Source organism: Rhizobium sp. WSM1328 (genome assembly GCF_057653715.1).
The window spans coordinates 3,912,743-3,930,173 of the sequence record NZ_CM172788.1; the positions used below are offsets into that span (position 1 = coordinate 3,912,743).

The 17,431-nt window shown below is 61.7% G+C and carries 18 protein-coding genes; 12 read left to right on the forward strand and 6 right to left on the reverse strand.

Annotation, left to right across the window (positions count from 1 at the left end):
• Positions 1–177 precede the first annotated feature (177 nt).
• From AC2444_RS19500 to AC2444_RS19510, 3 genes are all read left to right on the forward strand, one after another.
• Positions 178–927 (forward strand): electron transfer flavoprotein subunit beta/FixA family protein, encoded by a 750-nt coding sequence (locus AC2444_RS19500; protein ID WP_012759168.1) that lies wholly within the window; start codon positions 178–180, stop codon positions 925–927.
• Positions 928–952: 25 nt separating this feature from the next.
• Positions 953–1,894 (forward strand): electron transfer flavoprotein subunit alpha/FixB family protein, encoded by a 942-nt coding sequence (locus tag AC2444_RS19505; RefSeq protein ID WP_012759169.1) that lies wholly within the window; start codon positions 953–955, stop codon positions 1,892–1,894.
• A 148-nt stretch (positions 1,895–2,042) separates the two neighbouring features.
• A complete protein-coding gene (locus tag AC2444_RS19510) occupies positions 2,043–2,924 on the forward strand; it encodes a 3-hydroxybutyryl-CoA dehydrogenase (protein ID WP_012759170.1) in 882 nt (293 codons plus the stop codon).
• Between the two features lie 49 nt (positions 2,925–2,973).
• On the opposite strand, the gene tlpA is transcribed toward AC2444_RS19510, so the two are convergent.
• Positions 2,974–3,636, reverse strand: a complete 663-nt coding sequence (tlpA, locus tag AC2444_RS19515; RefSeq protein WP_012759171.1) for a thiol:disulfide interchange protein TlpA — start codon at positions 3,634–3,636, stop codon at positions 2,974–2,976.
• A 40-nt stretch (positions 3,637–3,676) separates the two neighbouring features.
• Here tlpA and argH point away from each other — a divergent pair, with 40 nt between their 5' ends.
• The 4 genes from argH to AC2444_RS19535 all read left to right on the forward strand — a co-directional run bounded on the left by argH (position 3,677) and on the right by AC2444_RS19535 (position 9,551).
• Complete coding sequence (argH, locus tag AC2444_RS19520) at positions 3,677–5,080, forward strand: argininosuccinate lyase (RefSeq protein WP_128448890.1); 1,404 nt, start codon at positions 3,677–3,679, stop codon at positions 5,078–5,080.
• 158 nt (positions 5,081–5,238) lie between these two features.
• Positions 5,239–5,451 (forward strand): LPS translocon maturation chaperone LptM, encoded by a 213-nt coding sequence (gene lptM, locus AC2444_RS19525; protein ID WP_017995323.1) that lies wholly within the window; start codon positions 5,239–5,241, stop codon positions 5,449–5,451.
• Between the two features lie 11 nt (positions 5,452–5,462).
• Positions 5,463–6,731, forward strand: a complete 1,269-nt coding sequence (lysA, locus tag AC2444_RS19530; protein ID WP_012759174.1) for a diaminopimelate decarboxylase — start codon at positions 5,463–5,465, stop codon at positions 6,729–6,731.
• A 165-nt stretch (positions 6,732–6,896) separates the two neighbouring features.
• Positions 6,897–9,551, forward strand: a complete 2,655-nt coding sequence (locus AC2444_RS19535) for a TIGR02302 family protein (RefSeq protein WP_012759175.1) — start codon at positions 6,897–6,899, stop codon at positions 9,549–9,551.
• Positions 9,552–9,694: 143 nt separating this feature from the next.
• On the opposite strand, the gene AC2444_RS19540 is transcribed toward AC2444_RS19535, so the two are convergent.
• The 3 genes from AC2444_RS19540 to AC2444_RS19550 form a co-directional block, all read right to left on the reverse strand.
• Positions 9,695–10,054: a response regulator gene (locus AC2444_RS19540; RefSeq protein ID WP_012759176.1), complete on the reverse strand. Its 360-nt coding sequence runs from the start codon at positions 10,052–10,054 to the stop codon at positions 9,695–9,697.
• Between the two features lie 168 nt (positions 10,055–10,222).
• Positions 10,223–10,765, reverse strand: a complete 543-nt coding sequence (hpt, locus tag AC2444_RS19545; protein WP_003543314.1) for a hypoxanthine phosphoribosyltransferase — start codon at positions 10,763–10,765, stop codon at positions 10,223–10,225.
• Positions 10,766–10,894: 129 nt separating this feature from the next.
• On the reverse strand, positions 10,895–11,554 hold the full coding sequence (locus AC2444_RS19550; RefSeq protein ID WP_012759177.1) for a membrane protein: 660 nt from the start codon (positions 11,552–11,554) through the stop codon (positions 10,895–10,897).
• Between the two features lie 206 nt (positions 11,555–11,760).
• Between AC2444_RS19550 and ftsE the strand changes: the two genes are divergently transcribed.
• The 4 genes from ftsE to AC2444_RS19570 all read left to right on the forward strand — a co-directional run bounded on the left by ftsE (position 11,761) and on the right by AC2444_RS19570 (position 15,308).
• Positions 11,761–12,420 carry a cell division ATP-binding protein FtsE gene (ftsE, locus tag AC2444_RS19555; RefSeq protein ID WP_003543317.1) on the forward strand — a complete coding sequence of 220 codons (660 nt, stop codon included), beginning with the start codon at positions 11,761–11,763 and terminating at the stop codon, positions 12,418–12,420.
• Positions 12,413–13,426, forward strand: a complete 1,014-nt coding sequence (locus tag AC2444_RS19560) for a cell division protein FtsX (RefSeq protein WP_012759178.1) — start codon at positions 12,413–12,415, stop codon at positions 13,424–13,426. Before ftsE ends, AC2444_RS19560 begins: the two co-directional genes overlap by 8 nt.
• A 73-nt stretch (positions 13,427–13,499) precedes the next feature.
• On the forward strand, positions 13,500–14,210 hold the full coding sequence (locus tag AC2444_RS19565) for a YdcF family protein (RefSeq protein ID WP_020487038.1): 711 nt from the start codon (positions 13,500–13,502) through the stop codon (positions 14,208–14,210).
• Positions 14,211–14,510: 300 nt separating this feature from the next.
• Positions 14,511–15,308, forward strand: a complete 798-nt coding sequence (locus tag AC2444_RS19570; RefSeq protein ID WP_012759180.1) for a lysophospholipid acyltransferase family protein — start codon at positions 14,511–14,513, stop codon at positions 15,306–15,308.
• Between the two features lie 2 nt (positions 15,309–15,310).
• Here the strand turns inward: AC2444_RS19570 and AC2444_RS19575 are convergent, their stop codons facing one another.
• Positions 15,311–15,841, reverse strand: a complete 531-nt coding sequence (locus tag AC2444_RS19575; protein WP_012759181.1) for a gamma-glutamylcyclotransferase — start codon at positions 15,839–15,841, stop codon at positions 15,311–15,313.
• A 51-nt stretch (positions 15,842–15,892) separates the two neighbouring features.
• On the opposite strand from AC2444_RS19575, the gene AC2444_RS19580 reads away from it, so the two are divergent.
• Entirely contained in the window at positions 15,893–16,909 is a 1,017-nt protein-coding gene (locus AC2444_RS19580) for a DUF2125 domain-containing protein (protein ID WP_012759182.1), read from the forward strand.
• A 95-nt stretch (positions 16,910–17,004) separates the two neighbouring features.
• On the opposite strand, the gene AC2444_RS19585 is transcribed toward AC2444_RS19580, so the two are convergent.
• A complete protein-coding gene (locus tag AC2444_RS19585) occupies positions 17,005–17,424 on the reverse strand; it encodes a GNAT family N-acetyltransferase (protein ID WP_012759183.1) in 420 nt (139 codons plus the stop codon).
• Between the last annotated feature and the right edge of the window lie 7 nt (positions 17,425–17,431).

The following is a 17,431-nucleotide window of genomic DNA, read 5'->3' on the forward strand; positions in this document are numbered from 1 at the left end:
TGACGTGAACGTAAACGTCCATATATTGCCGAAGCAAATCGCCTGCCGGCGTCATGCAAGCGTTGAATTTGGAGGAAAAACGCGTATCCATGTCGCCATTCGACAATCGGAGCGGCGCCCAAGCGCGCATTTTCTAAAAAAGTCTCTGAAGCCAGTTTCTCCTGAAGGAAGGACCCCATGAAGATACTCGTGCCAGTCAAACGGGTTGTCGACTACAACGTGAAGATCCGGGTGAAGCCGGACGGCACGGGTGTCGAGCTTGCCAATGTGAAGATGTCGATGAACCCGTTCGACGAGATCTCGGTGGAAGAAGCGCTGCGGCTGAAGGAAGCCGGCAAGGCCGAGGAAGTGGTGGTGGTGTCGATCGGTCCTGCCAAGGCCGAAGAGACGCTGCGCACAGCACTTGCCATGGGCGCCGACCGGGCGATCCTGGTCGAGACCGACGATCAGATCGAGCCGCTTACTGTCGCCAAGATCTTGAAGGCTGTCGCCGATGCCGAACAGCCGGGGCTGATCATCGTTGGCAAGCAGGCGATCGACGACGACAGCAACCAGACCGGCCAGATGCTGGCAGCGCTGATGGGAACCGCCCAAGCGACCTTCGCCTCGAAGATCGAGATCGGTGATGGCAAGGCTCAGGTGACCCGTGAAGTCGATGGCGGCCTGCAGACGATCGAGATCAAGCTGCCGGCGGTGATCACATCAGATCTGCGCTTGAACGAACCGCGTTATGCCTCGCTGCCGAATATCATGAAGGCGAAGAAGAAGCCGCTCGACAAGAAGACGCCAAGCGACTTCGGCATCTCGACCACGCCGCGCCTCAAGGTGTTGAAGACCGAGGAGCCGTCGGGCCGCAAGGCCGGCGTCAAGGTCAAGTCGGTCGCCGAACTGATCGACAAGCTCAAAAACGAAGCCGGCGTGCTGTAATCAGCTTGGAACAGGAGCCATCATCATGACCATTCTTCTTCTGGCTGACCACGACAATGCCAGCCTGTCCGATCAGACCGCCAAGGCGCTGACGGCAGCCGCAAAGATCGCCAAGGAACAGGCAAGCGATATTCACATCCTCGTCGCCGGCAAAGCTGCCAAGGCTGCTGCCGATGCCGCCGCCAAGCTTGCCGGCGTCTCCAAGGTGCTACTGGCCGAAAGCGATGAACTCGCCAACAATCTGGCCGAACCGCTGGCCGACCTGATCGTCTCGCTGGCTGGCAGCTACGACACGATCCTGTCTGCCGCCACCTCGGTCGGCAAGAACGTGCTGCCGCGCGTCGCCGCTCTTCTCGACGTCGCCCAGGTCTCCGAGATCATCGAGGTGATCTCGTCCGATACCTTCAAGCGGCCGATCTATGCCGGCAATGCCATCCAGACGGTGCAGGCAAGCGATGCCAAGAAGGTGATCACCGTGCGCACCGCCTCCTTCGCCTCCGCACCGGAGGGTGGTTCGGCGACCGTCGAAGCAATTCCGGCGGTTTCCGATCCGGGACTGTCGACCTTCGTCAGGGACGCGCTGTCGGCCTCCGACCGTCCGGAACTGACCTCGGCGAAGATCATCATTTCCGGCGGCCGGGCGCTCGGCTCGGCGGAAAAGTTCAGGGAGGTCATCCTGCCGCTTGCCGACAAGCTGGGTGCTGCCGTCGGTGCAAGCCGTGCGGCCGTCGATGCCGGTTATGCGCCGAACGACTGGCAGGTCGGTCAGACCGGCAAGGTGGTGGCGCCGCAGCTCTATATCGCCTGCGGCATTTCAGGCGCCATCCAGCACCTGGCCGGGATGAAGGATTCGAAGGTCATCGTCGCCATCAACAAGGACGAGGAGGCGCCGATCTTCCAGGTCGCCGACTACGGATTGGTCGCCGATCTCTTCGATGTCTTGCCGGAATTGCAAAAGGCGCTCTGACCGCGTCAAATGCTTTTCTTTCGCACTTGCGAATGACTGGAAAATTATCTTTTATCGGGCTACTACTGCTGCCGGGCGATCCTTCGTCCGGCAGTATTGCTAGAAAAATACGGCGGCGCGGGGGCGAATGCCGTGCGGGGGTTTGGAGATGAATGCGGTGTTGAAGAATATTGGTATTATCGGTGCCGGTCAGATGGGCTGCGGCATCGCGCATGTTTCGGCCGCCGCAGGTTATAGGGTTCACATCTACGATCTTTCGCAGGACCGCATCGAATCCGGCCTTGCCACCATTAACGGCAACCTGGCCCGCCTGGTGACGAACGGCAAGATGACCGAAGAGGAGCGCAAGTCGACCTTGTCGCTCATCACAGGCTCGTCGGATGTCAATGATCTCGCTCCCTCCGATCTGGTCATCGAGGCCGCCACCGAGGATGAAACGGTCAAGCGCAAGATCTATACCCAGGTCTGTCCGGTCCTGAAGCCGGAAGCGCTGCTTGCCACCAACACCTCTTCCCTTTCCATCACCCGGCTTGCTGCCGCCACCGACCGCCCCGAGCGCTTCATGGGCATACATTTCATGAACCCGGTGCCTGTCATGAAGCTGGTTGAACTGGTGCGCGGCATCGCCACCGACGAGAAGACCTTTTCCGCCGCCAAGCAATTCGTCGGCACGCTGGAAAAGACCATCACTGTCGCCGAGGATTTCCCGGCCTTCATCGTCAACCGCATCCTGCTGCCGATGATCAACGAAGCGATCTACACGCTCTATGAGGGCGTCGGCACGGTCGACGCCATCGATACGGCGATGAAGCTCGGCGCCAATCATCCGATGGGACCGCTGCAGCTTGCCGATTTCATCGGCCTCGACACCTGCCTTTCGATCATGCAGGTGCTGCATGACGGCCTGGCGGACTCGAAATATCGTCCCTGCCCGCTGCTGGTGAAATATGTCGAAGCCGGCTGGCTCGGACGCAAGTCCGGCCGCGGCTTCTATGACTATCGCGGTGAAGTGCCGGTCCCGACGCGGTAAACTTCTGCTGCGCCCCCTCTTCAGCGAAGGAGGGTGGCCAATCGTGGCTTCAGGACCCGATCGCGCCCTTGATCAGCGCCTTGGCATCCTCGCTGTCCCAGGCGGCCGGCCCGTTCATCGCTGAAATCAGGCATCCCTTGTCATCGATCAGCAGCGTCACCGGCAGCCCCATGGCGAGGCCCGCTTTCTTCAGATTGTTGAACACCGAAATCGTATTGTCGCGATAGAGCTGCAGCGCATCGACGCCGATCTCGGCGAGGAAGGTCTTCGGCTTCTCGTCGTCGCCGCTATCGATATTGACCGGCACCACCTGGAACCTGTCGCTGCCCATCTCCTTCTCGAGCGCGTTCAGCGCCGGCATCTCCTCGCGGCAGGGAACGCACCATGTCGCCCAGAGATTGAGAAGCACGGTCTTGCCGGCGAAATGATCGAGCGTCAGCGGCTTGCCGTCCGGCCCGTTGAAGGAGACTGCAGTAAGCTTGCGCGGCTCGTAGGCGGCGACCATGGCGGCCACCTGCCCTTTCATCAACAGTGTGACGCTGGCGACGCGATCCCTGGCAAGCTTGCATTCGGCTGACGCCGTTTCGCCGCCGCCATTGCCAATCCCCGTCTCCTTCACGTATACCGCTGCCGCACCGGCAACGACACCCGCAACGGCGGCCATCGCGATCCATTTCAGGGATGGCAGCCCGAGGGGTTTTCTTGTCGTCATTTCATTCTCCTGGACATGCATCCTCAAGGCGGACACCTTCATGGCCGACGACACCACGGACACCAAATCCTCCAACCAGATGTGGGGCGGTCGCTTCGCCTCCGGCCCGGACGCGATCATGGAGGAGATAAATGCCTCGATCGGTTTCGACAAGAAGCTATTCGCGCAGGACATCCGCGGTTCGATTGCCCATGCGACGATGCTCGCCCATCAGGGGATCATTTCCGCTGACGATAAGGACAAGATCGTTCACGGGCTAAACACGATCCTGTCAGAAATCGAAAGCGGCAATTTCGAATTCTCGCGCCAGCTCGAAGACATCCATATGAATGTCGAAGCACGCCTGGCGACGCTGATCGGACCGGCCGCCGGCCGGTTGCACACCGCCCGCTCGCGCAATGATCAGGTGGCGCTCGACTTCCGTCTCTGGGTGAAGGAAGAGCTGCAGAAGACCGAGCAGATGCTGACCGGCCTGATCGCGGCTTTCCTCGACCGCGCCGAAGAACATGCCGAAAGCGTCATGCCGGGCTTCACCCATCTGCAGGCAGCCCAGCCCGTTACCTTCGGCCATCACTGCATGGCCTATGTCGAAATGTTCGGCCGCGATCGCTCGCGCGTGCGCCACGCCATCGAACATCTGGATGAAAGCCCGATCGGTGCCGCCGCACTTGCCGGCACCGGCTATCCGATCGACCGCCACATGACGGCCAAGGCGCTCGGTTTCCGCGAGCCGACCCGCAACTCCATCGATACGGTCTCCGACCGCGATTTCGCCATCGAATTCCTGTCGATCGCGGCGATTGCGGGCATGCACCTGTCGCGTCTGGCAGAAGAGATCGTCATCTGGTCGACCCCGCAATTCTGTTTTGTGCGTCTCTCCGACGCCTTCTCGACCGGCTCGTCGATCATGCCGCAGAAGAAGAACCCGGATGCCGCCGAACTGGTGCGCGCCAAGACCGGCCGCATCAACGGCTCGCTGGTGGCGCTGCTGACGATCATGAAGGGCCTGCCGCTCGCCTATTCCAAGGACATGCAGGAAGACAAGGAACAGGTCTTCGACGCCGCCGAGAGCCTGGAACTGGCAATTGCCGCCATGACCGGCATGGTGCGCGACATGACCGTCAACACCGCGCGCATGAAGGCTGCGGCCGGCTCCGGCTATTCGACGGCGACCGATCTTGCCGACTGGCTGGTGCGCGAAGCGGGCCTCCCCTTCCGCGACGCCCATCACGTCACCGGCCGCGCCGTAGCGCTCGCCGAAAGCAAGGGCTGCGACCTTGCCGAGCTGCCGCTCTCCGATCTGCAGGCGATCCATCCCGACATCACCGACAAGGTCTACAACGTGCTGACCGTCGAGGCCTCAGTCGCCAGCCGCAAGAGCTTCGGCGGCACCGCGCCGTCCGAAGTGCGCAGGCAGATCGCCTTCTGGCGCGCCCGCAACTAAGAGATACCAGGCGTGGCGAAAAGCCGCCGCGCCCTTCCTGCGGGGCGCGCAAAGACCGCCAACAATCAGGGTGCACAAGGCGAATAAACTTCGCTATGAAGATGTCCATCATCCGATATGAATGATGTCCATCGTTCGGTACGAATGATGCCCGTCACATGCCGCAGAAGAGGATATCCATGAAGAGCTTGCCGCACCTCGTCCGCCTGACGGCGGTTCTCGCCGTCATCGGCCTTGCCGTTGCCGGATGCGGGCGCAAGGGCGACCTCGATCCGCCGAGCGCTGCGGCAACCAAGGAAGGCGACGTTTCCAAGCCGACGAAACGGCCGGGAACCGTCGACAAGCCCTTCCTTCTCGATCCCCTTCTTTAAGGCATAAATCCGTGAACCATTTCGAGTACCGCGACGGCGTCCTTCATGCGGAGAACGTCCCCGTTCCCGAGATCGCCAAGGCGGTCGGCACCCCTTTCTACGTCTACTCCACCGCGACGCTGGAGCGCCATTACCGCGTCTTTTCGGAAGCCTTCGCCGACATGGACTCCATGGTCTGCTATGCGATGAAGGCGAATTCGAACCAGGCGGTGCTGAAGACGCTGGGCCGCCTCGGCGCCGGCATCGATGTCGTCTCTGAGGGCGAACTGCGCCGCGCGCTTGCCGCCGACATTCCAGCGAGCCGCATCATGTTCTCAGGTGTCGGCAAGACGCCGTCCGAGATGGATTTCGCCCTCGAAGCCGGTATCTACTGTTTCAACGTCGAATCCGAGCCCGAGCTCGAGATCCTCAATCAGCGCGCCGTCAGCGCGGGCAAGAAAGCGCCGGTCTCCTTCCGCATCAACCCTGATGTCGATGCGAAGACGCATTCCAAGATCTCGACCGGCAAGAAGGAAAACAAGTTCGGCATCTCCTGGGAGCGCGCCCGCGCCATCTATGCCCATGCCGCCAAGCTGCCGGGCATCGAGGTCACCGGCATCGACATGCATATCGGCAGCCAGATCACCGAATTGCAGCCCTTCGACGACGCCTTCAAGCTGCTGCACGACCTTGTCGCGACGCTGCGCGCCGACGGCCACACCATCCATCACGTCGATATCGGCGGCGGCCTCGGTATCCCCTACAAGGACGACAACAATCCGCCGCCGCTGCCGGACGCCTATGCGGCAATCGTCAAGAACCAGCTGCGCGGTCTAAACTGCAAGATCATCACCGAACCCGGACGCCTGATCGTCGGCAATGCCGGCATCCTCGTGACCGAGGTCCTCTATGTGAAGGATGGCGGCGAAAAGACCTTCGTCATCGTCGACGGCGCGATGAACGATCTCATCCGCCCGACGCTTTACGAGGCCTATCACGAGATTCGGCCGGTAACGATTTCGGCGGCCAACGCGCCGCGCATCCGCGCCGATGTCGTCGGCCCCGTTTGCGAGACCGGCGACTATCTGGCGCTCGACCGCGAGATGGCGATGCCGAAGCCCGGCGACCTGATGGCCGTCAGCACCGCCGGCGCCTACGGCGCAGTCCAGGCCGGCACCTATAACAGCCGGCTGCTGGTGCCCGAAGTTCTGGTCAGGGGCAGCGATTTCCACACGATTCGACCGCGTAGAACCTATGCCGAACTGATCAGCCTCGACTCCGTTCCGGCCTGGCTCGACTGAACAAGCCATCACTTTTTGGCGAATAAACGTGAAAAGCCGGTATTGCCGGCCGCTCGCCCTCGCCTTCGCCACAAAGAGTGTTATCCTTTCGTTCATGAGCGTATTGCCCTGCAATCGCCGGAAGCGCCCTCTGTTCCAGAACGCCAGATCGCGGAGACCGGACCGATGACAAGCCCATCGAGGCAGAAGAAAGGCGCATTTGCCTACCGTCCCTCGCTTGCCCGGCTCGTGACGACGAAACGACTGCTGGCGCGAATCGTGCTCTTTTTCGAGCAACTGCTGCCTCCTTTGATGCCGGTACTGTCCGTCATCGCCTTTTATCTCTCTGCCTCCTGGTTCGGCCTCTTCCGCAGCGTGCCGGACTGGCTGCGCATTCTGCTGCTCATCGCCTTTGCCGCCGCTTTTCTCATTTCGCTCCTCCCCTTCCGCACCCTGCGCTGGCCGAGGATCGCAGAAGCCGACCGCATGCTGGAGGAGCGCAACGGTCTGCCGCACCAGCCGGTCACCGTCCAGGAAGACGAGCCGGCCTTCGATACGCCCTTCGGCCGGGCGCTCTGGCGCGAGCACCAGGCGCGCATGGCCGAAAAGATCGCAGCGCTTGATACCGGACTGCCGCGGCCTGATATCGCCGCGCATGACCGTTTCGCGTTGCGCGCCGTCCCGGCGCTGCTGCTCGTCACGGCCTTCGGTTATTCACTGTCGATCAACGGCGGCTCGATCCGCGACGCATTGCAGGCAGCACCCGAGCAGGTGGTCAGCGATCCGGCAGTGCGCATCGACGCCTGGGTGACGCCGCCTTCCTATACCGGCCGAGCCCCGATCTATCTGACGGCCGACGGCAGCGAGCAGGCGCCGATCGGCATTCCGCAGTTTTCAGGCCTCACCGTCCGCGTCAGCGGCGGAAAGACCGCCGAAAAGGTCGTGTTCCGCAAGGCGAACGGCGAGGCCCAGGATATTGCCGTGCAGGCGGATACCAAGCCGCAGCAGACGGCGGCATCAGGCAGCGAGCAGCAGACAGCAGCCCCGGCCAGCCAGGCTCTCGTCGCCCAGACGCATATGATGAAGCTCCAGGAGAACGGTGCACTCGAGGTCAACGGCCGCCGCTGGAGCTTCGACGTGCTCCCCGACAAGGCGCCGGAGATTGCCTTCGACGGTTTGCCGAAGCCCAGCGTCAACGGCGCGCTCGAAATCGGTTTCACCGTCAAGGACGATTACGGGGTCCAGGAGGCGCATGCCGAGATCGTCCCCGTCGAAACCGATCCGACGGCAACGCCGCTCTATCCGCTGCCGGAATACCGGCTGGATATTCCCCGCCGCAACGCCCGCGACGCCAAGGGCGTGACCAGCCGGAACTTGACCGAACATCCGCTTGCCGGCAAGCGCGTGCGCATCACCCTCGTCGCCAAGGATGCCGCCGGCCAGACCGGCCGCAGCCCGCCGCATGAGATGGTGCTGCCGTCGCGGCCCTTCAACGAGCCGCTTGCCGCGGCCGTAGCTGAGGAGCGGCAGGTTTTCGCGCTCGATACGCGCAAGATGCCGCAGGCAATCGCCCTGAACGAGGCGCTGACTATCCGCCCCGAGGAGACGATCCCCAAGCTTACCAACTACTTGCTGCTCGAATCCGCCCTGACGCGCATGAAGCTCGCCAGGGGCGAGGATGCGCTGAAGGATACGGCCCAATATCTCTGGGAAATCGCCCTCGGCATGGAGGACGGCGATCTATCGCTCGCCGAGCGCAAGCTGCGCGAAGCCCAGCAGAAGCTTGCCGACGCGTTGGACCGCAACGCTCCCGACGCGGAGATCAAGGAGCTGATGGACGAGCTGCGCAAAGCGATGCAGGACTATATGACCGAGCTCGCCCAACGCATGCAGAACGCGCCGATGCAGCCGAACCAGAACGCGCAGAATATCCTGCGTCAGCAGGACCTGGAACGGATGATGGACCAGATCGAAAATCTCGCCCGCTCCGGCAATCGTGACGCCGCCCAGCAGATGCTGTCGGAATTGCAGCGGATGATGAACAACCTGCAGGCGGGCCGCCCGCAGCGAGGTCAGCAGGGCCAGGAAAACAGCGAGGCCCGCAAGCAGATCGACAAGCTCGGTGAGATCCTGCGCGACCAGCAGAAGCTGATGGAACAGACCTTCCGGCTCGACCAGCAGCTCAGGGACCGCATGCAGCGCGGCGAGCCTGACATGGGCGAGAACGATCCGCTGCTCGACGAGATGAACCCCGGAGAGAACGGCGAGCCGCGGGATCAGCAGCAGGGCCAGCAAGGCAAAGAAGGCCAGCAGCCCTCCGACCAGATGACGGCCGAGCAGCTGCGGGAGGCGTTGAAACAGCTGCGCGCCCAGCAGGATGCGCTCGGCAAGCAGCTCGGCGAATTGCAGAAGAGCCTCGGCGAGATGGGCATGAAGCCCGGCCCCGGCTTTGGCCAGGCGCAGCGCGAAATGGAAGGCGCCGGCCGAGAACTCGGCCAGGGACGTGGCCAACCGGCCGTCGAGGGCCAGGGCCGCGCCCTGGAAGCGCTTCGCCAGGGCGCCCGCGACATGATGAACCAGATGATGCAGGCGCAGCAGGGCCAGCAGGGTCAAGGTCCGAACGGCCAGGTGGGCCAGGGCGACCAGAACGGCCGCGACCCGCTCGGCCGGCCGCGCCGCCCCCAGGGGCCGGAGTTCGGCGACAACAGCGTGAAGGTGCCTGACGAAATCGACGTTCAGCGGGCGCGAGAAATCCTTGACGCGATCCGCGAAAAGCTCGGCAACAATCCGCCGCAGGAAATGGAACGGCGCTATCTCGAACGACTGCTGGACATCCAGTAGGCCACTCACCGCAACGCGATCAACAGCAGGCGCGTTAGAACAAATTCACTCCAGGCCGAACCGGCCTGGAATCTGAATCGTGATCTCAATCAAAGAAATGGAGCATGATTTCGCTCCAAATCACGCCTTTTGGTATCCTGGCTCTAAGCGACAAGCGCTCGGGCGACAGCCTTGCGGATCTCGGGAAGCGCGAATGGCTTGGCGACGACATCGATGATCTTTTCGGCAAGATCGTCGGCCCGTTCGCGCTGTTCGGCATAGCCGGTCATCAGCAGGATTTTCAAACTGGGAAAAGCGTCTTTTGCCTGATGGGCGAGTTCAATGCCGTCCATCACCGGCATGCGGATATCTGAAAGCAGCAGATCGTAGACCCCGTCCTTGAGCTTCTCCAGCCCCTCGGCCCCATCGGCCGCCTCATCGGTTTCGTGGCCATCAAGCCGCAGGGCCCGGGCCACGAAGGACCGCAGGGAGTCCTCGTCTTCCGTAATCAGAATTCTTGCCATATGTGCATCGCTCCGTATCAGCCCCGCGACGGAAATCACCAGACTTTCCTTTTCGATCGGTAAAGATGAGGAAGCGATGGACGAGATGGTTAACAACCCGTCTCGAACGGCAAAGTAGCGCAACGGGTCTTTCAGACGCGCAAAAGCGCTGCAACACTTTGCAGTCGCTCAGGCGTCCCCGGTCACCACGCCGACGAAGGGCAGTTCGCGAAAGGCATAGGCGACATCCATGCCATAGCCGACGACAAAATAGTCAGGGCATTCGAAGCCGACATAGTCGGCCTCCAGCTTTTCCTTGCGCTTGACGCGCTTGTCGAGCAGCACGGCGATCGTGACGTTGCGCGCACCACGCTCGAAAAGCAGTTCCTTGGCAAAGAGCAGCGTCCGGCCGGATTCAAGGATATCGTCGATCAGCAGGACGTCGCGGCCATGCACGTCGCTGTCGATATCCTTGACGATGCGCACGCCCTGCGAAACTGTGCCGATGCCGTAACTCGACAGCGTGATGAACTCGACCTCCGGGGCAAGCCCGCTGTCATGCAGGGCCCGGATCAGATCGGCGGCGAAAATGAATGAGCCCTTGAGCACGGCGATGACGAGCAGGTCCTTGGTCGGGCCGCTGGCGATCTCCCGCGCCATCGAATGATTGCGTTCGGCAATCTGCTCGGCGGTGAAGAGCGGCTCGATGTTTTTTCCGCGCACGACAGGCATAAGGGCTTGCTCCATGAAAAAGAAGGTAAGCCGTTAGCACATATGCGAGCTTGAAACAGCCTCGCCGGCTATGAAATTAGCGCGATTGGCACGACCTGTGGCGCGAAAGTCGGCCCATCCCGTGTCCTGTTACGTCTGTGGCAGGAAGGAAAGCCGGACCTCCGGCATCTTTCCGCCGGCATGCTGCACGCGAGCCGAGAAGCCCCGGCTTTGGCCGCCATAGATCACATCGGCCGGCGGGTTGATGACGATGCTTGCGGTCAGCCGCTCGTCGGTCACGAGATCGGCACGGATCGGATGCACCGTCTGCGTCGTGCCGCTGTCGTTTTCGATGATGCCGTTGATGACCAGCACGCGCATGCCGTTCGCATCACGCGGCGTCACCGTGACATGGGTGAAATGCAGCGACGCTCCGGACGTGGCTCGCTCGCCGGAAACGCCGGAAAAGCCACCCGTTAGCCCGAAGACAAGCACGACGAGCGCCAGCACCAGCGCTGCGAAGCTCCGCATCGACGCGCGCTGCAGCCAGGATTCCGCGGTCTGCAGAACGGAATTCGCGATTGCCAGCATGAACGGCGGCGGTGCAGCGTTTGCGGCAGCCATACGCTTGCGGTTGTCGTTATAGGTCCTTGCATTGAATTCCCTGGGCCGAACTTTGCCGAGGGTGACGAATTCGGCGTCGGAGATATCGGCAGGACGCGCAGAGCGGTACTGACGGTTGGCAGGTTCCGGCGGCAGGAAATCATAGGCCTGGCCCGGCGTCCGGCGACTGAAGGAGGATGCTTCCATGGTGGCTGCCTCGCAGATGTCCACATGGTTTCGCTGCCAGGGGAAATCTTGGCATTGAAACGAATCCTGCTCAGTCGTAAATTTTAATGGTTAATGCTTCGCAAAGATCGCCATCAAACGGGCGTCTTTCCAGCAAAATTTACCGGCTGTTAACGGTGTTGGTTAACAAGTCGTGCGGTGAAACCCACAACAGACTGAGTTGCCCGTTGATCCACTTCGAGAATGTCGGTTTGCGCTATGGCATGGGCCCGGAAATCCTCCGGGACCTGACCTTCGACATTCCGAAGAAATCCTTTCAGTTCCTGACAGGCCCATCGGGCGCCGGCAAGACGTCGCTGCTGCGGATGCTTTTCATGTCGCTGCAGCCGACGCGCGGCCTGATCCGCATGTTCGGGCGCGACATTTCCGAAATCCCCCGCCCTGAACTGCCGCTTCTGCGCCGCCGCGTCGGCATCGTCTTCCAGGATTTCCGCCTCCTCGACCATCTCACCACCTATGAGAATGTCGCTTTGCCCTTACGGGTGCGTGGCAAGGATGAGAGCTCCTACAAGACCGATGTCCTCGAACTTTTGAAATGGGTCGGCCTCGGCGAACGCATCAACGTGCTGCCGCCCGTGCTCTCCGGCGGCGAGAAACAGCGCGCCGCAATCGCCCGGGCGCTGATGGACCGGCCGGAAGTGCTGCTGGCCGACGAGCCGACTGGCAATGTCGATCCGCCGATGGCCAAGCGCCTGCTCAATCTTTTCCTCGAGCTGAACCGACTCGGCACGGCGGTGGTGATCGCCACCCATGACCTGGCGCTGATGGAACAGGTGGAAGCCCGCCGCATGATCCTCTCAGAGGGGCATCTCGATATCTATGACTGAGCCCCCGTCCAGAAACCCCGAGAAGGCGTCTGCCAAGACCCAGCAGAAGCGGCCGGAATTGCGCGTGCGTCCGACTGCGCCGATCCTGCCGCCTTCGAACATCCAGGGCAGCGCGTTGATGGTGGTGATCTCAATCATGGCCTTTCTTGCCTGCCTGACGCTCGGCGGCGTCAGCATGGTGCGCTCGACGGCGGCCAGCTGGGAGAGCCAGATCTCCCGCGAGATCACCATTCAGATCAAGCCGGACGACAATCTCGACATGGAGAAGGCGCTCACCCAGGCGCGCGACCTGGCGCTGACCTTCGTCGGCACCAAAAGCGGCCAGATCGTCGACGAGGCGGCGACCGCCCGCCTGCTCGAACCGTGGCTCGGCCCCGGTCTCGATCTCAAGGATCTGCCCGTTCCCCGTCTCGTCATCATCACCATCGATGAGAGCAATCCACCGGATTTCGATTCGATGCGGGCGCTGCTCAAGGACAGTATCCCGCAGGCGAGCCTCGACGATCACCGCACCTGGGTCGACCGGCTGGTGTCCATGGCGCACACGACTGTCATGATCGGCACCGGCATCCTGCTGCTGGTTTTCACGGCGATGGTGCTCACGGTCGTCTTCGCCACGCGCGGCGCGCTGTCGGGCAATCGTCACGTCGTCGAAGTGCTGCATTTCGTCGGCGCCGAAAGCTCCTTCGTCGCCACCGAATTTCAGAAGCATTTCCTGAAGATCAGCCTCAAGGGCTCGGCGATCGGCAGCGCGCTTGCCGCTCTCTTCTTCGCTAGCGCCGGTTTCTGGCAGAGCCGCACCCTCGCCACCCCGGAAACGGACCAGGCGACCGCGCTCTTCGGCACCTTCTCCGTCGGCGTGCTCGGTTATGCCGGCATCTTCGCGACGATGATCGTCATCGCACTCCTGACCACCTTCACCGCGCGGCTGACCGTCATGCGGACGATCTACGAAATCGATACACTACGCTCAGACCCGACACGCACCGACGGCATCGGAAGTTGATCGTGACCGTGCCGTTTTGCCATGAAAGCGTCTGTTCCGCGCCGCAATCAGCGTATAATCACGATTCATGACGATGGGACACACGACACCCAACCCGATTCATCAGGACCCGGAGCTTGATCGCCCGGCGGGTCTGCCGCCGCGACGCGGGCCAATCCGCCGCCTGCTGCGCTGGGGCGGCTTTGCCTGCTTGCTGGCAATCGCCCTGGTATTCGGCGGTTTTCTGCGTTTCGCCGATTCCGTGACGACGCTGAAGCCCCCGGCCGAGCCGAAGGCGGATGCCATCGTGGTCCTGACGGGTGGTTACCAGCGCATCGACCAGGCCGTGGAGCTGCTGCAGAAGGGGGCAGGCAAGCGCTTGCTCATTTCCGGCGTCCACCCGACGACGACGCCGGCACAGATCCGCAAGATGACGCAGGGTTCGGCCGATCTCTTCTCCTGCTGTGTCGATATCGGCTACGATGCGATCGACACGATCGGCAATGCCGAGGAAGCTTCGAACTGGATCCACACCAAGGGATACCGCAGCGTTCTGATCGTCACCAACAACTATCACATGCCCCGAAGCCTCGCCGAACTCTCCTATGTCGATCCCGACATCGAATTCATCGCTTATCCCGTGGTCAATTCGGATTTGAAGAGCCGCAACTGGTTCACCGATCCGAATGCGATGCGCGTGATGCTGGCCGAATATGTGAAAGTGTTGCTGACCGGGGCCCGCAACATCACCGGCTTCGGCCGCCACACCGGCTTGCGCTCGGCAAATGCGTCCGGCCAACAATAGAGCACCGCGCGTCTGATAGAACGCGCTACGGACGCTCCGTCTTCTTGTTTTGCGCAATCCGGACGCAAAACCACTATGCACTTTTGCCGGAATTTCTTCAGAGCATGATGCCGAAAAGTGTGAGCGGTTTTCGGACGACATCATGCTCTAACTTTATAATGTAGAACAGGATTCAGATTTTAGGCCGAACAGGCCTAAATCATCCTGTTCTAGGCTTTTACATCAGGGCGTCATCAAACGCTTTTTATGGCGGGCAATATCGTGTAGGCCGGTCGCGTGAGCATGCCTCGGGAAAGTTTCATGATCGCCCTGCGTTCCGTTCTCTTCAACACGATCTTCTACGCCAACCTCATCATCCGGATGATCGTGCTCTCGCCCTACTATTTCGTCGTGCCGCGCAAGATCGCCTATGCGATCCCGAAGAACTGGGCGCGCTCCAACCACTGGCTGATGCGGGTGATCGTCGGCACCACCTTCGAGATCGAGGGACTGGAGAACCTGCCTGATGGCAGCTACATCCTGGCGCCGAAACATCAGTCCTTCTGGGATACCTACGCGCTGCTGCCCTGGCTGAAGGATCCGGTCTACATCCTGAAGCGCGAGCTTATGTGGATTCCGCTCTTCGGCTGGTATGCGAAGAAACAGCGTATGATCCCGGTCGATCGCGGCGCCCGCGGCAAGGTGATGGTGGAAGTGCTGAAACGCACGAAGGAGGAACTGTCGACCGGCCGCCAGCTCATCATCTATCCCGAGGGCACCCGCCGCCCGCCAGGCGCAGAGCCGCTCTATAAATACGGCATCGCCCGCATGTACCGCGATCTTAACCTCCCTGTCGTGCCGGTTGCCATGCATCCCGGTCTGTTCTGGCCGCGGCGGAGCATTCGACGTTATCCCGGCCATTTCAAGGTGAAGATTCTGCCGCCGATCATGCCGGGAATGGATCCGGACGCCTTTTTCGCCCATCTGATCGAGGTATCGGAGCGGGCAAGCGACGAGCTTCTGCTCGAAACCGTCGCGCGAAATCCGCATCTGCCGCTCCCGCCGACGGCGGTCGAAAGGCTGGTCGAGCTGCGCAAGCTGAACGCGGCAACTGGCTGAGATCAGGCGGCGCGCAGCCGCTCCACTTCGTTGACGACCTGCTCCAGCCAATGGTCGCGAATGCCCATCTGCTTCAGATGCGTCAGCGTGTTGAAGACATAGGCATCATTCGGACCTGACTGGCCGTTTGCTTCGTTCACCACCCGTGCCGCCGCAAGCGCATCGAGCGCGCCGGCATATTGTTCATGCTCGCGGTCGATGATGTAGGCGACCGCTTCGACCCGACGCCGGCCGGCAAGCTGCAGCCGCACCCGGCGCTCCAGGTAGACATTGGTGACCAACTCGCGGGCGCGGAGATAATCGATCACCTCATCCCATTTTTCCGGCGAAATGCGGAAAGCCATGCCGCGGCAGGCGCCACCCCTGTCGAGGCCGAGAACCAGGCCCGGATTGTCGCGGGTACCACGATGGACAAAGGAGCGGACGCAGAGCGAACGCCTGTAGCCGTAGACTAGGGCCTCTGCCCGCTCCATGAACTCGAAGCCCGGATTCCACATCAGCGAACCGTAGCCAAATACCCAAAATTCGTCCATATCGCACGCCAGACCGGGAATCACATTTGCGATTCACCATTGGAGAACATCATGGCAGCGTCAAGCCAATCCGGCAGCAGCCAATCCGGCAGCGGTAAGAAATTCTGGTTGCTGGGTGGAGGCGTCCTCCTGGTGATTGCGCTTTATACCGGCGGCTGGTTCTATGCGGCCTCGGCGCTGAAGAACACAGTGCTGAAAGCGATCGCGCCGCGCGACCAGGCAGGCGTCAGCGGCGAATGCTCCGATATCGAATTTCGCGGCTATCCCTTCCGTATCGGCCTGTTCTGCTCCAAGATCGACGTCGACGACAATGTCAACGGCGTCTCCGCCACCTTCGGCGCGCTGCGCTCGGCAGCACAGGTCTACGCGCCCGGCAATATCGTCTGGGAACTCGATTCTCCGGCAGAGATCCGCACCAGCAACGGCCTTTCGATCTCGGCCCAATGGACGAACCTGCAGGCGAGCCTTACGACGAGGCTGCAGGGCATCGACCACAGCTCGACCGTCATCGAGGGTCTGAAGGCGATGGCCTTCTCCTCCTACACCGGCCAGACCATGAGCTTCGATGCCGCTCGCACCGAAATCCACCTGCGCCAGAATGGTGCTGATCTCGACGGTGCGATTTCCGTGCAGGACGCCAACGCGGCGATCAAGGACTGGCCGCAGATCTTCCCGAAATTCTCGGCGAGCATCGATCTGACCGTCGCCGGCAAGGCCGGCCTGATCGACGGCAGTGACCGGAACGGCCTCAATGGCGCCACCGGCGACCTGCGCCGCATCGTCGCCGACATCGGTGACGGCAAGGTGATGACGCTCACCGGCCCCTTCTCCTTCGACGAGCAGGGCTTGCTTTCGGGAAAATTCAAACTGGAGATCGAACAACTCGGCCCTTGGGGGGACAGCCTGAAACAGGCCTTTCCGGATATCGCCTCGACCGTCAACACGGCGACGAAGCTGCTGAAATCGCTTGCCGGCGGCGGCGACAAGGTCTCCGTCGATCTCGTCGTCAATCGCGGCAATGCCACCGTCAGCGGTTTCATCCCGCTCGGCCGCATTCCACCGATCTGATGCATCCCCCCAAAGTGTCCAGCGGTTTTGGGATAACGGGATGCATAGGAAAGGCCTGAAGCGCGTCGAATGAGTCCGGCTCGACGCGAGGCGCTTCAGGCAATTCGCTTGATGAAGAAGACTTCCGGCACCGATTGCAGGCCGGGCAACTCGATCGCGCCAGTTTCGGAAAATCCGTTGCGGCGGTGCCAGTCCTGAGGCCGGCTTTCGTCGCATTCGCTCGACGTCATCAGCAGGCGGGCGCCATCGCCGCGCATGGCTTCTTCCCAGGCGAGAAACAGCGCCGTCCCAACGCCCGACCGGCGATGGCCGGGCAGGACGCGGATCATTTCCATATAGGGAACCCTGCCCCAGAAGCGGGAGAAACGCAGGAAGCCGACGATCTCGTCGTCTTCCCTGGCAACCAGATATTCGCCGAGCGCGACGCAACGCGATACCCATGCTTCACCGGCGCTGGCATCCTCGCGAGCCAACCAGTCGATATCCGCCCGGCCGGCACGTGCCACCTCCACCATCGCGGCG